Below are 15,480 nucleotides of genomic sequence, written 5' to 3'. Positions count from 1 at the left end.
ACTCAGGCTGGGGCTCTGGCTCCGACAGCGGAAAGACCGCCAGTTCAGGGCCTTGTGCAACACGCTGTAGAGCCCACTGGGTAGCCTGTTTCGAGCGCGGCATCGAACGACCTTCGCACCACCCGTGATCAGCTAAACCCACCCAACACCGCTCAGATAGCATGTTCGGACTCACGACGACCGGCCTCATCGCCCGCTCCTCACCGGAAAACCATGCTGTCCAGCACGATGAGTAACTTATTCGACCAACATCGACCAAATCGGCCAAACAATTGATATCTATGGCATCGCGGGTGCTTTCGCGAATAAACGGCAGAATTGACTTCGCCGAGTGGCGTCGACCACGGGCAATACTGTGGACCGTGGCCGGGGTGGTGACCCTCGGGTTCCTCATCGCGCTGGAGATCACCGCGCGTCACTACAACCTGCCGGGGCCGATCACCACACAGGCGCAAGAGGTGATCGTCGCCCCCAAGTCGGGATTCTTGCTGTACGGCGGCATGGCCCTGATGATGGTGGTGCTCACCTGGCGGGAGCGGTTCATCGCGGCCGGGGCCGCCGTCGGCATCGACGTCGTCTTCCTGCTGGTGCGGTGGGTGTTCGACATCAAGCTGACCGAGGGCCACCCCTTCGGCAACGGCGCGATGTGGGTGATGCTGGGCTGTGCGGTCATCGCTGTCACGCGCCGGACCGGCCAGGAGCGCGCCCTGCTGCTGAAGGGCGTCACGCTGGGTCTGATGCTGGTGGCCGGCCGTAAGACCGGCGATACCTGGCTGCTCATCACGTCGAAGTCCCGTCCGATGGTGCTCGACCCGTACGTGGCGACGGCCGATCACGCGCTGGGCAACCCGTCGTGGCTGGCAGGCCGGATCGTCGAGGCCACCGGCTCGATCGGCGCCCATACTCTCGAGGCCGTCTACGCCCAGCTCGCGGTGGCCGCGGTCGCCGTCTCGATGTACCAGCTGCGGAACGTGGCCACCGAGCGCCGCTTCCCCAGCCATCATCTGGTGCGCACCTTTCTGGTCATCGGCCTCCTCGGGCCGGGCATCTACATGCTCTTCCCGGTGGTCGGTCCGGTCTTCGCCTACGGCCCGGGTGCCTCCGGCACCGGCGGCGTGGAATGGGCGGTGGCCAACGTATGGCCGAATACGCCACCGCCGATCAACATCCCGCACCCGGTGCTGTACGACGGGATCACCCCTCGGAACTGCATGCCCAGCCTGCATACGGCGTGGGCTACCGCGATCTTCATTCATTCCCGTAAGGGCCCCCGCGCGCTGCGCATCGGAGGCACCTTCTGGCTGATCGCCACGCTCAGCGCGACGCTGGGATTCGGCTACCACTACGGGGTGGATCTCGTCGCCGGTGTGGTGTTCACGCTCACGATCGAGACAGCGCTGCGCGCGCTCGCACGTGGCTGGGACCGGTCGGGAATCCAGCTGGTCGCCTACGGTACGACGGTCTTCGCCGCGCTCCTGCTCTCCTATCGCTATCTGCCGATGGAGATGGCCAGGCATCCGTGGGTGTTCGGGCCCCTTCTCCTGCTGGCCATGGGCTCGGTGATCCACGGCTATATACGGACCACCAGACAGTGGGAACCGAAGGTGGCCCCCGCGCTACACCCGGAACCGCAGCCCGAGATGGTCTGAAGCCTGATCCGGCCGCGTCAGGCCGACGCCGAGGCGTGTCGCGGCCGTCAGGTCTGGGCCATGTCGACGAAGCGGGAGTAGTGGCCCTGGAAGGCGACGGTGATGGTGGCCGTCGGACCGTTACGGTGCTTGGCCACGATCAGGTCCGCCTCGCCCGCGCGCGGGGACTCCTTCTCATAGGCGTCCTCGCGGTGCAGCAGGATGACCATGTCGGCGTCCTGCTCGATGGACCCACTCTCACGAAGGTCCGAGACCATCGGCTTCTTGTCGGTGCGCTGCTCGGGACCACGGTTCAGCTGGGAGAGCGCGATGACCGGCACTTCCAGCTCCTTGGCCAGCAGCTTCAGGTTTCGCGACATGTCCGAGACCTCTTGCTGGCGGCTCTCGGGGCGCCGGGCGCCGCCGGACTGCATCAGCTGGAGGTAGTCGATGACCACCAGTTGGAGGTCATTGCGCTGCTTGAGCCGACGGCATTTGGCGCGGATCTCCATCATCGACAGGTTCGGCGAGTCGTCGATGAAGAGCGGCGCCTGGGAGACATCCGGCATCCGGCGTGCCAGCCGCGTCCAGTCCTCGTCGGTCATGCTGCCGGACCGCATATGGTGCAGCGCCACCCGGGCCTCGGCGGACAGCAGACGCATCGCGATCTCATTGCGCCCCATCTCCAGCGAGAAGATGACGCTGGGCATGTTGTTCTTGATGGAGCAGGCGCGCGCGAAGTCCAGCGCCAGGGTGGACTTACCCATCGCGGGACGGGCGGCGATGACGATCATCTGGCCCGGGTGCAGCCCGTTGGTGAGCGAGTCGAGGTCGGTGAACCCGGTGGGCACTCCGGACATCTGCCCGCTGCGCGAACCGATCGCCTCGATCTCGTCGAGCGCGCCCTCCATGATGTCGCCGAGCGGCAGATAGTCCTCGCTGGTGCGCTGCTCGGTGACGGCGTAGATCTCCGCCTGGGCGTTGTTGACGATCTCGTCGACATCGCCGTCCGCCGCGTATCCCATCTGGGTGATGCGGGTACCGGCCTCGACCAGCCGGCGCAGCACCGCGCGCTCGTGGACGATCTCCGCGTAGTACTCGGCGTTGGCGGCGGTGGGGACCGACTGGACGAGGGTGTGGAGGTACGAGGCGCCGCCCACCCGGGCGATCTCACCGCGCTTGGTCAGCTCCGCCGCGACCGTGATCGGGTCGGCCGGTTCGCCCTTCGCGTACAGGTCCAGGATGGCCTGGTAGACGGTCTCGTGGGCGGGGCGGTAGAAGTCATGGCCCTTGAGGACCTCCACCACGTCGGCGATGGCGTCCTTGGAGAGCAGCATGCCGCCGAGCACGGACTGTTCGGCGTCGAGGTCCTGCGGTGGGACGCGCTCGAAGCCGGAGCCCTCCCAGGCGCCTCCCCCGTCTCCGTCGCGCCCGCGCTCATGCTGATCGTCACGGCCCCGGCCGCCGCCCTCACCGCGGCGGAACCGGGGGGAGGGGAGCCGCTCGGCCGGACCGGAGTCCGCCCATGGGTCGTCCATGGGCTCAGGCACGCTCACCCCGCCACCTCCACCCGTCCGCGGTAAGGAACCTCGCCATGGCTCTTTCATAGAGCACGGCTACGACATAACTGAGCGACCGGCTTCCGGTCACGACGCGTCGAGGTCCGGTGGATTCGAGGACGGAAACGGTGGCGGGCGCCGGACCACGGTAGGCCCGTGGGGACCGCCAGCCAACTTGGTTATCCACAGGCCATGTGGATGATGTGAGTCATCCTGTGGAGAACCCCCGTGAACCTGTGCACGGGCCGGGGGACAGTGCTGTGGACAAACACACAATCACCCTGAGGACACCCGCCTGACCTGCGGTTTCTCTATCCAGGGGCTGTGCAGAAGAAAAACTTTCCCACCCGGGGCAAGATCACGACAAAGGGCGCAGAGAAGATCGCGGCGCGCGCCGCCATGTAAGGACTCCTCGCACCTTGCATCTCTTACCTGTGGAAGATTAGATTGCCCTCATGACACAGGCCCCCACGAGCACCCGGAGCACTGCGCGGAGCAGCGTCCGGCGCCATGACCGCGAGATCCTCGCACTCGCCGTGCCCGCCTTCGGCGCACTCGTGGCGGAGCCGCTCTTCCTCATGGTCGACAGCGCCGTGGTGGGCCATCTGGGCACCGCGCAGCTCGCCGGGTTCGGGGTGGCCGCCGCCCTGCTGTCCACCGCTGTGAACGTCTTCGTCTTCCTCGCCTATGCCACCACCGCGGCCGTGGCCCGCCGGGTCGGCGCGGGCGATCTGGCCGGAGCGATACGTCAGGGCATGGACGGCATCTGGCTCGCCCTGCTGCTGGGCGGCCTTGTCGTCGCCGCCGCGTTTCCGGCCGCCCCCGCGCTGGCCGATCTCTTCGGCGCCTCCGACACCGCCGCGCCGCACGCCACCACCTATCTGCGCGTCAGCGCGCTGGGGATACCCGCGATGCTCGTGGTGCTCGCGGCCACCGGGGTCCTTCGCGGCCTCCAGAACACCCGCACCCCGCTCTACGTGGCCGTGGGAGGCTTCGCGGCCAACGCCGCCCTGAACGCCACCCTGGTCTACGGCGCCGGACTCGGTATCGCGGGCTCCGCCTGGGGCACCGTGATCGCCCAGAACGCCATGGCCGTCGTCTATCTCGTGGTGGTCGTCCGGGGCGCCCGGCGGCACGGCACCTCGCTACGGCCCGATGCCGCCGGAATCCGGGCCTGCGCCCACGCCGGAACGCCGCTGCTGATCCGCACCCTCTCGTTGCGCGCCGTCATGCTCATCGCCACGGCGGTGGCCGCGCGCCTCGGCGACACCGATATCGCCGCCCATCAGATCGTGCTCAGCCTCTGGACCCTGCTGGCCTTCGCACTGGACGCGATCGCCATCGCGGGCCAGGCGATCATCGGACGCCATCTGGGGGCGGGCGACGCCGAGGGGGCCCGTGCCGCCTGCCGTCGCATGGTGCAGTGGGGCGTGATCTGCGGGGTGGTCCTCGGACTGCTGGTGGTCCTCTCCCGGCCGCTGTTCATCCCGCTGTTCACCACCGATCCCGCGGTACGGGACACCCTGCTGCCCGCCCTGCTGGTCGCGGCCGTCACCCAGCCGATCTCGGGCGTGGTGATGGTGCTCGACGGTGTGCTGATGGGTGCGGGCGACGGTCCGTACCTGGCCTGGGCGATGCTGTTCACCCTCGGGGTCTTCGCCCCGGCGGCGCTGCTGGTCCCCACGCTCGGCGGTGGACTCACCGCCCTGTGGTGGACCATGACGCTGATGATGGTGGCCCGGATGGCCACGCTGTGGCTGCGGGCCCGCTCCGGTCGGTGGCTCGTCACCGGCGCCGTCCGCGCCTGATCTGACGCCGTGTCCGCCGCCGGAACGCAGGTGCGGCGCGGGCGCCCGCAGACGGGTCGTGGCCCCGGCCGCCGGAACGCGGGCGGGCGGACCGTGGGCCCGGCCGCCGGAACGCCGGGGGGCGGACCGTGGGCACGGCAGCCGGAACGGGGGCGGGCGGACCGTAGCCCCCTGCGGCCCCACACACAGCTGATGCCCCACACACGGCGGAGGGCCGCACCCCCACAGGGGTACGGCCCTCGCTCGCGCTCAGCGGAGCGCCAGGGTCAGGCGGCGACGACCTCGACGCCCACCTTGGCGGCAACCTCGGCGTGCAGACGCACGGACACCTGGTGCGCACCCAGGGTCTTGATCGGCGACAGCACCTCGATACGGCGCTTGTCCACGTCCGGGCCACCCGCGGCCTTGATCGCCGAAGCGATGTCGGCCGGCGTGACGGAGCCGAACAGACGGCCGGCATCGCCGGCACGGGTCTTCAGCTGCACCTTGACGCCCTCGAGCCGAGCCTTGACCTCGTTGGCCTGCTCGATCGTGGCGATCTCGCGGATGCGACGACCGCGACGGATCTGCTCGACGTCCTTCTCGCCACCCTTGGTCCAGCGGATCGCGAGACCGCGCGGAACCAGGTAGTTGCGGGCGTACCCGTCCTTGACGTCCACGACGTCACCGGCGGTACCGAGGCCGGAGACCTCGTTGGTGAGGATGATCTTCATGAATCGGTCACCCTTCCCTTATCGCGCGGTGGAGGTGTAGGGCAGCAGCGCCATCTCACGGCTGTTCTTCACGGCCGTGGCGACGTCACGCTGGTGCTGGGTGCAGTTGCCGGTGACCCGGCGGGCACGGATCTTGCCGCGGTCGGAAATGAACTTCCGCAGCAGGTTCGTGTCCTTGTAGTCGACGTAGGAGATCTTCTCCTTGCAGAACACGCAAACCTTCTTCTTAGGCTTGCGAGCAGGCGGCTTCGCCATTGTCTCTCTCCAGTGTGATCAAGAAGTTTGTGCTGGTCGCCCGGACCAGGCCGCGCGTTGTTTCACGTGAAACCGCGTGAAACAACGCCCATGGGCCTAGAAGGGCGGCTCTTCCGAGTAGCCGCCGGAGTTGCCGGAGCCGCCGCCCCAGCCACCGCCGCCGCCCTGCTGCTGGCCGCCACCGGCGGGTGCGCCGGTCGCCCAGGGGTCGTCGGCGGGAGCGCCGCCGCCCTGCTGCTGACCGCCGCCGGGGCCACCGCCCCAGCCGCCGCCCTGGCTGCCACCGCCGCCACCGCCGCCGTAGCCACCCTGTCCACCGCGTCCGGTGGTCTTGGTGACCTTGGCTGTGGCGTTGCGCAGGCTGGCGCCGACCTCATCGACATCCAGCTCGTAGACCGTGCGCTTGATCCCCTCGCGGTCCTCGTACGACCGCTGCTTCAGGCGGCCCTGCACGATCACCCGCATACCGCGCTGAAGCGACTCGGCCACATTCTCAGCGGCCTGCCGCCACACCGAACACGTAAGGAAGAGGCTCTCGCCGTCCTTCCACTCGTTGGTCTGCCGGTCGAACGTACGGGGAGTGGACGCGACGCGGAACTTCGCGACCGCCGCACCGGAGGGGGTGAAACGCAACTCGGGATCGTCGACGAGATTGCCGACGACCGTGATGACGGTCTCGCCTGCCATTGGGGTACCTCTCGGCGTACTGCTGGGCTGCTTGCTACTCGTTGCGATACGGCCCGGAGACCGATGAACGCCTAGGCGCTCAGTGGGTCTCGGGGCGGAGGACCTTGGTCCGGAGGACCGACTCGTTCAGGTTCAGCTGGCGGTCGAGCTCCTTGACGACTCCAGGCTCGGCCTGGAGGTCGATGACCGAGTAGATGCCCTCGGGCTTCTTCTTGATCTCGTACGAGAGACGACGACGGCCCCAGGTGTCGACCTTCTCCACCTTGCCGTTGCCCTCACGGATCACGGAAAGGAAGTTCTCGATCAGCGGGGAGACAGCGCGCTCCTCGAGATCGGGGTCGAGGATGACCATCACCTCGTAGTGACGCATGTGGAACCCACCTCCTCTGGACTCAGCGGCCACGGTCGTTCCGTGGCAGGAGGGTCGTAATGCGTTCTGTGACGATGCCTGTGCAGACACCACCGCAGACGGTACACAGTACCCGCCCACCACCTCCCGCTTGAAATCCGGGCGACTCGCCCCGCAATCTGTACACATCGGATGTGAGCGGCGTTACAGTTCGCCGCCCTGCCTATATGGGCCTACCTGGAGGTGCCCCATGGCTCAGGCAGCACGCTCGCAGCACGGCTTGCGCTCCTTCCTGGACTCGGACGGCAAGTCGCACCCGCTCGAGAACACCCTCGCGGTGACCACTTTGGTGATCGGTGTGATCGCCTTTGTGACGGCGCATTTCACCAGCCTCCACCTGCTCAGTTCATGGGCCGGGCTGATCGGGATGGTCACTGGCGCCTGGGGCCAGCTGATCTCCGCGACCACAGGTGAGCGCTTTGTGCTGATCATCGGACTCGGCGCCTCGGCCGTCGGCTTCTACCTCGGCATGGCACATGGAGGGCTCTTCGGCGGCCTCCTCGGCTGATCCCGACCGGGCCCGGGTGGTCCCCGGGCCCAAACGGGGTGCGCTCCGCTCGCAGTAGGCTTCGGCGCGAGAGCCGGAGCCCCGACCATGGGGACACACCTGCTGAGGAGCGCCCCGCATGAGCCTGACCCTGAGGACGATCAGCCGCGAGCAGCATCTGGCGTACATCCAGAGCCTGCCCTCGGCCAGCCACATGCAGGTGCCGGCATGGGCAGACGTCAAGGCGGAGTGGCGCTCGGAGAACCTCGGCTGGTTCGACGCGTCCGGTCAGCTCGTCGGCGCGGGTCTCGTCCTCTACCGCCAGCTGCCCAAGATCAAGCGCTATCTCGCCTATCTCCCCGAGGGCCCGGTCATCAACTGGTACGCGCCCAACCTCGAGGACTGGCTGCGCCCGATGCTCGCCCACCTCAAGCAGCAGGGCGCGTTCTCCGTGAAGATGGGCCCGCCGGTGATCATCCGCCGCTGGGACGCCGCCGCGATCAAGTCCGGTATCCAGAACCCCGATGTGAAGCGGCTGCGCGATGTCGAAGCCACCCATATCGAGCCGCGCGCCTTCGAGGTCTCCGACCGGCTGCGGCGGATGGGCTGGCAGCAGGGCGAGGACGGCGGGGCCGGCTTCGGTGACGTCCAGCCGCGCTATGTCTTCCAGGTGCCGCTGGAGAACCGCTCGCTGGAGGACGTCCACAAGAGCTTCAACCAGCTCTGGCGGCGCAACATCAAGAAGGCCGAGAAGGCCGGTGTCGAGGTCGTCCAGGGCGGCTACGAGCACCTGGGCGAGTGGCAGCGGCTCTACGAGATCACCGCTGAGCGCGACCACTTCCGGCCCCGCCCGCTGAGCTACTTCCAGCGCATGTGGACCACCCTCAACTCCGAGGACCCCAACCGCATGCGGCTGTACTTCGCGATGCACGAGGGCGAGGCCGTGGCCGCGGCCACCATGCTGATCGTCGGCGGCCATGTCTGGTACTCCTACGGCGCCTCCGCCAACCACAAGCGCGAGGTCCGGCCCTCGAACGCGATGCAGTGGCGGATGCTCCGCGACGCCTACGCCCTCGGCGCCACCGTCTACGACCTCCGCGGCATCAGCGACTCGCTCGACGAGTCCGACCACCTTTTCGGACTGATCCAGTTCAAGGTCGGCACCGGCGGGCAGGCTGCCGAATACCTCGGCGAATGGGACTTCCCCCTCAACAAGCTGCTCCACAAGGCGCTTGACATCTACATGTCCCGCCGCTGACTTCGATTCGCTGCTTCCCCACAAACGCTGCACATCTCCAATACACCGCGGCAACGAGAAAGGTTCCGGGACCGGCCAATGGCGCTCACCCTCTACGTCGACACCGCGCGCTGGCGGGCGCATCAGCACACTGTGCTCCAGCAGTTCCCGGGGATCGTCCCGGTCTGCAAGGGCAACGGCTACGGCTTCGGCCATGAGCGGCTGGCCGAGGAAGCGGCCCGTATCGGTGCCGACATCCTCGCGGTCGGCACCACCTACGAGGCCGCCCGGATGAAGGACTTCTTCAGTGGTGACCTCCTGGTGCTCACCCCGTTCCGGCGCGGGGAGGAGCCGGTACCGCTGCCGGACCGGGTGATCCGCTCGGTCTCGTCGGTCGACGGTGTCTACGGCCTGGTGAACGCGCGCGTGGTCATCGAGGTCATGAGCAGCATGAAGCGGCACGGCATCACCGAGCAGGACCTGCCCCAGCTGCACGCCGCGATAGAGAACGTCCGGCTGGAGGGGTTCGCGATACACCTCCCGCTCGACCGCACCGACGGTATCGACGCGGTCGAGGAGGTCATCGGCTGGATGGACCGGCTGCGTGCCGCGCGACTGCCGCTGCACACCATGTTCGTCAGCCACCTCAAGGCCGATGAACTGGCCCGGCTCCAGCAGCAGTTCCCGCAGACCCGGTTCAGGGCGCGCATCGGCACGCGGCTGTGGCTGGGCGACCACGAGTCGACCGAGTACCGCGGCTCCGTCCTCGACGTCACCCGCGTGGCCAAGGGCGACCGCTTCGGCTACCGCCAGCAGAAGGCCGCCTCGGACGGCTATCTGGTGGTCGTCGCGGGCGGCACCTCGCACGGTGTCGGCCTGGAGGCGCCCAAGGCGCTGCACGGGGTGATGCCCCGCGCCAAGGGTGTCGCGCGCGCCGGTCTGGCGACCGTCAACCGCAACCTGTCACCGTTCGTCTGGGCGGGCAAGCAGCGCTGGTTCGCCGAGCCGCCGCATATGCAGGTGTCGATCCTGTTCGTACCGGCCGATGTCCCCGCGCCCCAGGTCGGGGATGACCTGGTGGCCCATCTGCGGCACACCACCACCCAGTTCGACCGGCTGCTCGACCGCTGAACCCCGTCGCCGGGTCCGGGTTCCCCAGGGATCCCGGACCCGGCGCGTGCCGGCGGCCCCGTGGCTCGCCCGTACGAGACCTCAGCCCCGTTCGGCGCCCCACTCGCTCATCGCCGCGCCCTCGTACCGCGCCCTGCGCCGCGCCTCCCCCAGCACGAACACATCCGGCGCCCCGTCCAGCACGCCTCCCGACGGATCGTCCGACCCGTCGCGGCGCACCGGATCGCGCTCGGGCACCAGCGCGTCCCGCACCACCAGCGCGCACAGGTACAGCGTGCCCAGCAGATGCACGACGATCGCCAGCTGGTACCCCTCGGGCGGCAGCCCGCGGTGCTTATCACCGCTGCCGGTGTACGCGAGGTACATCCAGATCCCGACGAAATACATCACCTCGCACGCCTGCCACACCAGGAAGTCCCGCCAGCGCGGCCGCGCCAGGGCCGCCAGCGGGATCAGCCACAGTACGTACTGCGGTGAGTAGACCTTGTTGGTGACCACGAACGCCGCGACGATCAGAAAGGCGAGCTGGGCCAGCCGCGGGCGTCGCGGGGCACACAGCGCGAGAGCCGCCACGCCGGCGCAGGCCAGCACCATCAGCGCGGTGGCATAGGTGTTGACGTCGTCCATGGGGTTGCCGGTGCGCTGCGAGATGATCAGCCACAGCGAACCGAAGTCCACGGGCCGCTGCTGGCTGAAGGTGTAGAACATCGTCCAGCCGTCGCGCAGACGCGGCCCACCGTCCCGCCAACTGATCATCACGGGCACGTTCACCACGAGCCAGGCCGCCACGGCACCGCCGGTCGCCGACCAGAAGGCCCGCCATCGCCCCGCTCGCAGGCACAGCACGAACAGCGGCCCGAGCAACAGCAGCGGATAGAACTTCGCGGCGGTCGCCAGGCCGAGCAGGACCCCGGCCGCCACCGGGCGGCCACGCGACCACATGAGCAGGGCCGCGGCCGTAAGGGCGACCGCGAACAGGTCCCAGTTGATGGTGGCGGTCAACGCGAAGGCGGGGGCCAGGGCGACGAACAGGCCGTCCCAGGGGCGACGCCGGTGCGTACGGGTCACACACACCGCCATGACCGCGGCGCAGACCATCAGCATGCCCGCGTTGACCATCCAGTAGATCTGCTCGCGGTGCTGCATGGCGCCCGGGCTTGTGCCGTGGCGCGGTGTGAGCCAGGAGGCGACCTCCATGAAGAGCCCGGTGAGCACCGGGTACTCCAGGTACTCCATGCCACCCGAGACCTCGCGCGGCAGGCTGCGGAAGTACGGGACGAGGCCGTCCGCGAAGCCGCGTCCGCTGTAGAGGTGCGGGATGTCGGAGTAGCAGGCGTGGGTGTACTGGGAGGTGTTGCCGATGAACCAGCCGCCGTCGTAACACGGGATCTTCTGCGCCATGCCCAGGGCGAACATCCCGATGGCGACGAGCGCGATGATCCGCACCGGGGTCCACCAGCTGGTGCCGAGCAGCGCCCGCCGCCCTGCCGGACCGCCGATCACCTCGCTGGCCGCCGCGGCGACCGAGTCCTCGGCGGTCGGCCGTACGGGCTGGGCCTGTGGGTCCTCGCGCACGCTCATGGGGCCATCCTGCCGTACGGGCCTCGGGGGTGGTGTCAGGACCGCAAGGGCGACGCTGAGCGGCTCCAGGAAGCCACGGAAGCCCCCACGGAGGGCTCAGGAGCCGCGTCGGCACCCATCCACGACCAAGGGGGCCGGAAGGCGCCGGAGCGGGCCGCTGAGGGCCCGCGAAACGGCGGCGGCCGCGCCGGAGCGGAGTGCGCTCCGGCGCGGCCGCCGGTTTCGGGTGAGGGCCCGGGAGGAGCTATTCCTCCCGTCGGTAGCCGGTCGGGCCACCGAAGATGCCTCCGTTGTCACCACCCGGTGGCTCCGTACTCGGCGAGGACGTGGGATCGCCCCCGGGACCGCCGCCCGGGCCTCCGCCCGGACCGCCGTTGTTGCCACCGTTGCCGTTGCCCCCGCCGTTCTCGTTGCACCTGACGTCCAGCGGATCACAGCTCTCCGTGGCCGACGGGCTTTCGGAAGGCGACTCCGACGGGGACTCCGAGGGCGACTCGGACGGGGACTCCGAGGGCGTCTCCGACGGGGTCTGCGAGGGCGTCGCGCTCGGGCTCGCGTCATTGCCGTAGACCTTCTGGCCGATCGGCCCGGCCACCGGGAATTTCTCGGGCGTCTTGCCCCTCATCGCCTCGCGCATGTAGTCGGCCCAGATCTCGGCCGGGTAGGACGCTCCGTGGATCGTCTTCTGGCCGCCCACACCGCGCATGGAGAGGAACTTCTGCTTCTTGGCCTTGTCGTCCACCCGCCACATGCCGATCGACGTGGACAGCTGCGGGGTGTAGCCGGAGAACCACGCCGACTTGTTCTCGTCGGTGGTACCGGTCTTGCCCGCGACAGGACGATCGATCTGCGCCGAGGTGCCGGTGCCCTTCTGAACGACGTTCTCCAGGACGTCCGTGACGTTGTTCGCCACGTCCGCGTCGAAGGCCTGTGTGACCTTGACGTGCTCCTTGTGGTTGTAGACCTCGCCGTGCTTGTCGTTGATCGTCTCGACCGAGTACGGATCGGCCTGCTTGCCACTGGCGGCGAAGGTCGCGTACGACCCGGCGAGCCGGATGGCGCTGGGTGCCGAGGTACCCAGCGAGAAGCTCGGCGTGATCTCGGCCAGCTGCTCCTTGCTGAGCCCCGCCTTCAGCGCCGCGTCCCGCACCTTGTCGGTGCCGACGTCCATGCCCAGCTGGATGTAGGGGGTGTTCACCGAGTACTGCATCGCGGTGCGCAGGGAGATGGGCCCCTTGTCCTCGTCACCGTCGTTTCTCTGGTGCCACTCCTTGTTGTGCTTGTCGCGCCAGATCTCCCCGTTGTAGTCACGCAGGGTCAGTTTGTTGTCACCGTTGTAGATACTGCTCGGTGAGACCTGGGTGCGCTCGGTGGCGGGCTGCTCTCTCCCGCCCTCCGGATCACGCTTTCCGTCGGTCATCGCGGCGGCCAGGACGAAGGGCTTGAAGGTCGATCCGACCTGGACGCCGGTGTAGTCGGCGTTGTTGCGATAGTGCTGAAGCGCGTCCTTGCCGCCGTAGATGGCCTTGATCTTGCCCGACTTGGGCTCCACCGAAGCACCGCCGAACTGCACATGCTTGTCGACATCGCGCTGCTTCGGCTTGATGTTCTCCTTGGAGACCTTCTGGACGGCCTTGTTGAGCTGGCCCATCTTCTTGCGGTCGAAGGTGGTGTGGATCTGGTAGCCGCCCTGGTGCAACTTGGCGCTGCTGATATCGGTGTTGGCGACGATGTAGTTGTCGGCGAGTTCGGTCAGATAGCCGATCTGGCCCTGCTTGTTCGTCGCGATCTGCGGTTCCCGCGGGGTCGGGAATTTCTTGGCGATCCAGCCCTCGGCCTTGGCCTTGGTCATCCTGCCGACCTGGGCCTCACGCCTGAGGATCCACTTCCAGCGCGCTTCGGCCCGCTTGCGGTTGGCGTCCTTGCCCGCGTTGGGACCGTAGCCGCCGTTCGGGTCGTAGAGGTTGGGGCCGTTCAGCGTCGCGGCGAGGAAGGCCGACTCACTGGGCGTGAGTTCTACGCAGTCCTTGTCGTAGTACGCGCGGGCCGCGGCCTGGCAGCCATAGGCACCGCGTCCGTAGTACGCGGTGTTGAGGTACCCCGCGAGGATGGTGTCCTTGTCCTCGGTGGTGCCCACCTTTATGGAGATGAACAGCTCCTTGACCTTGCGCGTCAGCGTCTGCGACTGGTCCAGGTAGGTGTTCTTGACGAACTGCTGGGTGATGGTCGAACCGCTCTGGGTCTCTCCGCCGCGTGCCATGTTGACGACGGCGCGCGCGATGCCCATCGGGTCGACACCGGAGTCCTGGTAGAAGCTGGCGTTCTCCGCGGAGATCACCGCGTCCTGCATTTCCTTGGGGATCTGGTCCAGGGGCACGATCTGGCGGTTGAGGTCACCGCCGCCCGAGACCACCATCTGCTTGCCGTCCGCCCAGTAGTAGACGTTCTTCTGGGTCTTGGACGCGGCCTGCGCGGTGGGCACTTCCACCAGCCACAGCCCTATGCCCACCGCGCCGATGAGCACGGCGAAGAAGAAGATGAAGGTGCCCGTCACCAGCTTCCAGGACGGGACCCAGCGCCCGGCACCCGACTTGCCCGCCCGGGGGTAGTCGATAAAGCGCTTCTTGGGGGGCTGACCGTTGTCGCGGCCACGGCCCGCGCGGCCCCCCGCGCCCGGATCGGGTGCTCGTCTGCGGCCACCGCCGCGCTGGGCGGCTCGCCGGGCCTCGGCCCGGCCACCGGTAGACCGCTTGTCACCGTGCGGGCCGGACTCCGACCCGCTCGCGGTGTTGTGCGCGGGTGCTGCGCGGCGGCCGGACGGCTGCTGTCCGGCCCGCCGGGCCGCGGCTCGTCCGCCGCCCTGGGACTGCGGCGGTTTGCGACGGTGCTCGCTCATGGAACGACTACTCCTCGGGCAGGCTCTATCGCCTGAAAGCGGCAGGTGGCTTCCGGTCCCCCCGACGTGCGATCCGGCCACGCCAAGCAACCGGACGCACTGCATCCGGGACGAGGACGCATCGCGGCGTCGCATGGTTCCCGTAGGTCTGCATGGCGAACAGAGTACGCACGGTCAAAACCCACCCACCCGCCATCTTCACTCCATAACCGTCAGATTGAGTGCCACGAATTGATGATGTGACGCCGTTCACCGTGGTCCCCCTTGTCGCACCAGCCTCGTGGTTCTATCGTCTGGATGTATCGAGCCGATACATCAGCTCGGCATAGCGACTCAGGAGACAGGGGAGGCGGGACATGAGCAGACGCTCCGGCGTACTTGAGTTCGCTGTCCTCGGCCTGCTCCGCGAGTCCCCGATGCACGGATATGAGCTGCGGAAACGCCTCAACACCTCGCTCGGGGTGTTCCGTGCGTTCAGCTACGGCAGCCTCTACCCCTGCCTCAAGACGTTGGTCGCCAATGGCTGGTTGATCGAGGAGCCCGGCAGCGCCCCCGAGGAAGCTCTCGCGGCGACCCTCGCGGGACGCAGGGCGAAGATCGTCTACAGATTGACGGCGGACGGCAAGGAGCGCTTCGAGGAGCTGCTCGCCCACACCGGGCCGGACGCCTGGGAGGACGAGCACTTCGGCGTCCGCTTCGCCTTCTTCGGACAGACATCACGTGATGTGCGGATGCGGGTGCTGGAAGGACGGCGCAGCCGTCTGGAGGAGCGTCTCGAGAAGATGCGCGCCTCCCTCTCCCGCACCCGTGAGCGCCTGGACGACTACACCCTCGAGCTGCAACGGCATGGGATGGAGTCGGTGGAGCGCGAGGTCCGCTGGCTGAATGAGCTGATCGAGAGCGAGCGGGCCGGGCGCGAGCAGCGCGACGGTACCGCCGGGCAGGACCGGATGCCGGAGCAAGAGCCGGACCGGTCGCCACATCTGAACGAGTCACGAGATACGGGCGGCCTGCCCCGGCACCGGGGTGGTTCCCGGCCGGATCCGTCCGATGACACCGCCATATGAAGCCCCGCGATCCGAGCAGGGC

The 15,480-nt window shown here is 68.1% G+C and carries 13 protein-coding genes; 6 read left to right on the top strand and 7 right to left on the bottom strand.

The genetic code is table 11. The annotated features are described in order from the left end of the window. Window positions 1-281 precede the first annotated feature (281 nt). Complete coding sequence (locus AB0C66_RS21585; protein WP_362440755.1) at window positions 282-1,649, top strand: phosphatase PAP2 family protein; 1,368 nt, start codon at window positions 282-284, stop codon at window positions 1,647-1,649. Between the two features lie 47 nt (window positions 1,650-1,696). Here the strand turns inward: AB0C66_RS21585 and dnaB are convergent, their stop codons facing one another. Next, window positions 1,697-3,184 (bottom strand): replicative DNA helicase, encoded by a 1,488-nt coding sequence (gene dnaB, locus AB0C66_RS21580; RefSeq protein WP_362440752.1) that lies wholly within the window; start codon window positions 3,182-3,184, stop codon window positions 1,697-1,699. Between the two features lie 458 nt (window positions 3,185-3,642). Here dnaB and AB0C66_RS21575 point away from each other — a divergent pair, with 458 nt between their 5' ends. Continuing rightward, entirely contained in the window at window positions 3,643-4,995 is a 1,353-nt protein-coding gene (locus tag AB0C66_RS21575) for an MATE family efflux transporter (protein WP_362440749.1), read from the top strand. 266 nt (window positions 4,996-5,261) lie between these two features. Here the strand turns inward: AB0C66_RS21575 and rplI are convergent, their stop codons facing one another. From rplI to rpsF, 4 genes are all read right to left on the bottom strand, one after another. Further along, complete coding sequence (gene rplI / locus AB0C66_RS21570; RefSeq protein WP_362440746.1) at window positions 5,262-5,708, bottom strand: 50S ribosomal protein L9; 447 nt, start codon at window positions 5,706-5,708, stop codon at window positions 5,262-5,264. Between the two features lie 18 nt (window positions 5,709-5,726). Continuing rightward, window positions 5,727-5,963: a 30S ribosomal protein S18 gene (gene rpsR, locus AB0C66_RS21565; RefSeq protein WP_003978893.1), complete on the bottom strand. Its 237-nt coding sequence runs from the start codon at window positions 5,961-5,963 to the stop codon at window positions 5,727-5,729. A 96-nt stretch (window positions 5,964-6,059) separates the two neighbouring features. Then, window positions 6,060-6,650, bottom strand: a complete 591-nt coding sequence (locus tag AB0C66_RS21560) for a single-stranded DNA-binding protein (RefSeq protein ID WP_362440742.1) — start codon at window positions 6,648-6,650, stop codon at window positions 6,060-6,062. 79 nt (window positions 6,651-6,729) lie between these two features. Next, window positions 6,730-7,020: a 30S ribosomal protein S6 gene (rpsF, locus tag AB0C66_RS21555; protein ID WP_362440739.1), complete on the bottom strand. Its 291-nt coding sequence runs from the start codon at window positions 7,018-7,020 to the stop codon at window positions 6,730-6,732. Between the two features lie 229 nt (window positions 7,021-7,249). Between rpsF and AB0C66_RS21550 the strand changes: the two genes are divergently transcribed. The 3 genes from AB0C66_RS21550 (at window position 7,250) to AB0C66_RS21540 (ending at window position 9,914) form a co-directional block, all read left to right on the top strand. Beyond that, entirely contained in the window at window positions 7,250-7,567 is a 318-nt protein-coding gene (locus AB0C66_RS21550) for a hypothetical protein (protein ID WP_362440736.1), read from the top strand. A gap of 118 nt (window positions 7,568-7,685) precedes the next feature. Next, window positions 7,686-8,804, top strand: a complete 1,119-nt coding sequence (locus AB0C66_RS21545) for a peptidoglycan bridge formation glycyltransferase FemA/FemB family protein (protein WP_362440733.1) — start codon at window positions 7,686-7,688, stop codon at window positions 8,802-8,804. 78 nt (window positions 8,805-8,882) lie between these two features. Then, window positions 8,883-9,914: an alanine racemase gene (locus AB0C66_RS21540; RefSeq protein ID WP_362440730.1), complete on the top strand. Its 1,032-nt coding sequence runs from the start codon at window positions 8,883-8,885 to the stop codon at window positions 9,912-9,914. A gap of 81 nt (window positions 9,915-9,995) precedes the next feature. Here the strand turns inward: AB0C66_RS21540 and AB0C66_RS21535 are convergent, their stop codons facing one another. Both AB0C66_RS21535 and AB0C66_RS21530 read right to left on the bottom strand, forming a co-directional pair. Next, a complete protein-coding gene (locus AB0C66_RS21535; protein WP_362440727.1) occupies window positions 9,996-11,495 on the bottom strand; it encodes a glycosyltransferase 87 family protein in 1,500 nt (499 codons plus the stop codon). A gap of 244 nt (window positions 11,496-11,739) precedes the next feature. Then, window positions 11,740-14,391, bottom strand: coding sequence for a transglycosylase domain-containing protein (locus AB0C66_RS21530; RefSeq protein WP_362440724.1), 2,652 nt, complete (start codon window positions 14,389-14,391; stop codon window positions 11,740-11,742). Window positions 14,392-14,747: 356 nt separating this feature from the next. Between AB0C66_RS21530 and AB0C66_RS21525 the strand changes: the two genes are divergently transcribed. Further along, a complete protein-coding gene (locus AB0C66_RS21525; RefSeq protein ID WP_362440721.1) occupies window positions 14,748-15,458 on the top strand; it encodes a PadR family transcriptional regulator in 711 nt (236 codons plus the stop codon). The last annotated feature ends 22 nt before the right edge of the window (window positions 15,459-15,480 follow it).

Origin of the sequence: Streptomyces sp. NPDC048636 (assembly GCF_040650655.1) — a bacterium.
GTDB lineage: Bacteria > Actinomycetota > Actinomycetes > Streptomycetales > Streptomycetaceae > Streptomyces.
The sequence above is the reverse complement of the archived record's forward strand: the minus strand, read 5'-3'. Positions and strand labels throughout refer to the sequence as shown.

Bases quoted from the DNA above. Each gene is read 5' to 3' on its own strand.
- AB0C66_RS21575 (WP_362440749.1), top strand. From the start codon at position 3,643: ATGACACAGGCCCCCACGAGCACCCGGAGCACTGCGCGGAGCAGCGTC.
- AB0C66_RS21550 (WP_362440736.1), top strand. From the start codon at position 7,250: ATGGCTCAGGCAGCACGCTCGCAGCACGGCTTGCGCTCCTTCCTGGAC.
- AB0C66_RS21525 (WP_362440721.1), top strand. From the start codon at position 14,748: ATGAGCAGACGCTCCGGCGTACTTGAGTTCGCTGTCCTCGGCCTGCTC.
- AB0C66_RS21585 (WP_362440755.1), top strand. From the start codon at position 282: ATGGCATCGCGGGTGCTTTCGCGAATAAACGGCAGAATTGACTTCGCC.
- rplI (WP_362440746.1), bottom strand. From the start codon at position 5,708: ATGAAGATCATCCTCACCAACGAGGTCTCCGGCCTCGGTACCGCCGGT.
- AB0C66_RS21545 (WP_362440733.1), top strand. From the start codon at position 7,686: ATGAGCCTGACCCTGAGGACGATCAGCCGCGAGCAGCATCTGGCGTAC.
- AB0C66_RS21560 (WP_362440742.1), bottom strand. From the start codon at position 6,650: ATGGCAGGCGAGACCGTCATCACGGTCGTCGGCAATCTCGTCGACGAT.
- AB0C66_RS21540 (WP_362440730.1), top strand. From the start codon at position 8,883: ATGGCGCTCACCCTCTACGTCGACACCGCGCGCTGGCGGGCGCATCAG.
- AB0C66_RS21530 (WP_362440724.1), bottom strand. From the start codon at position 14,391: ATGAGCGAGCACCGTCGCAAACCGCCGCAGTCCCAGGGCGGCGGACGA.
- AB0C66_RS21535 (WP_362440727.1), bottom strand. From the start codon at position 11,495: ATGAGCGTGCGCGAGGACCCACAGGCCCAGCCCGTACGGCCGACCGCC.
- rpsF (WP_362440739.1), bottom strand. From the start codon at position 7,020: ATGCGTCACTACGAGGTGATGGTCATCCTCGACCCCGATCTCGAGGAG.
- rpsR (WP_003978893.1), bottom strand. From the start codon at position 5,963: ATGGCGAAGCCGCCTGCTCGCAAGCCTAAGAAGAAGGTTTGCGTGTTC.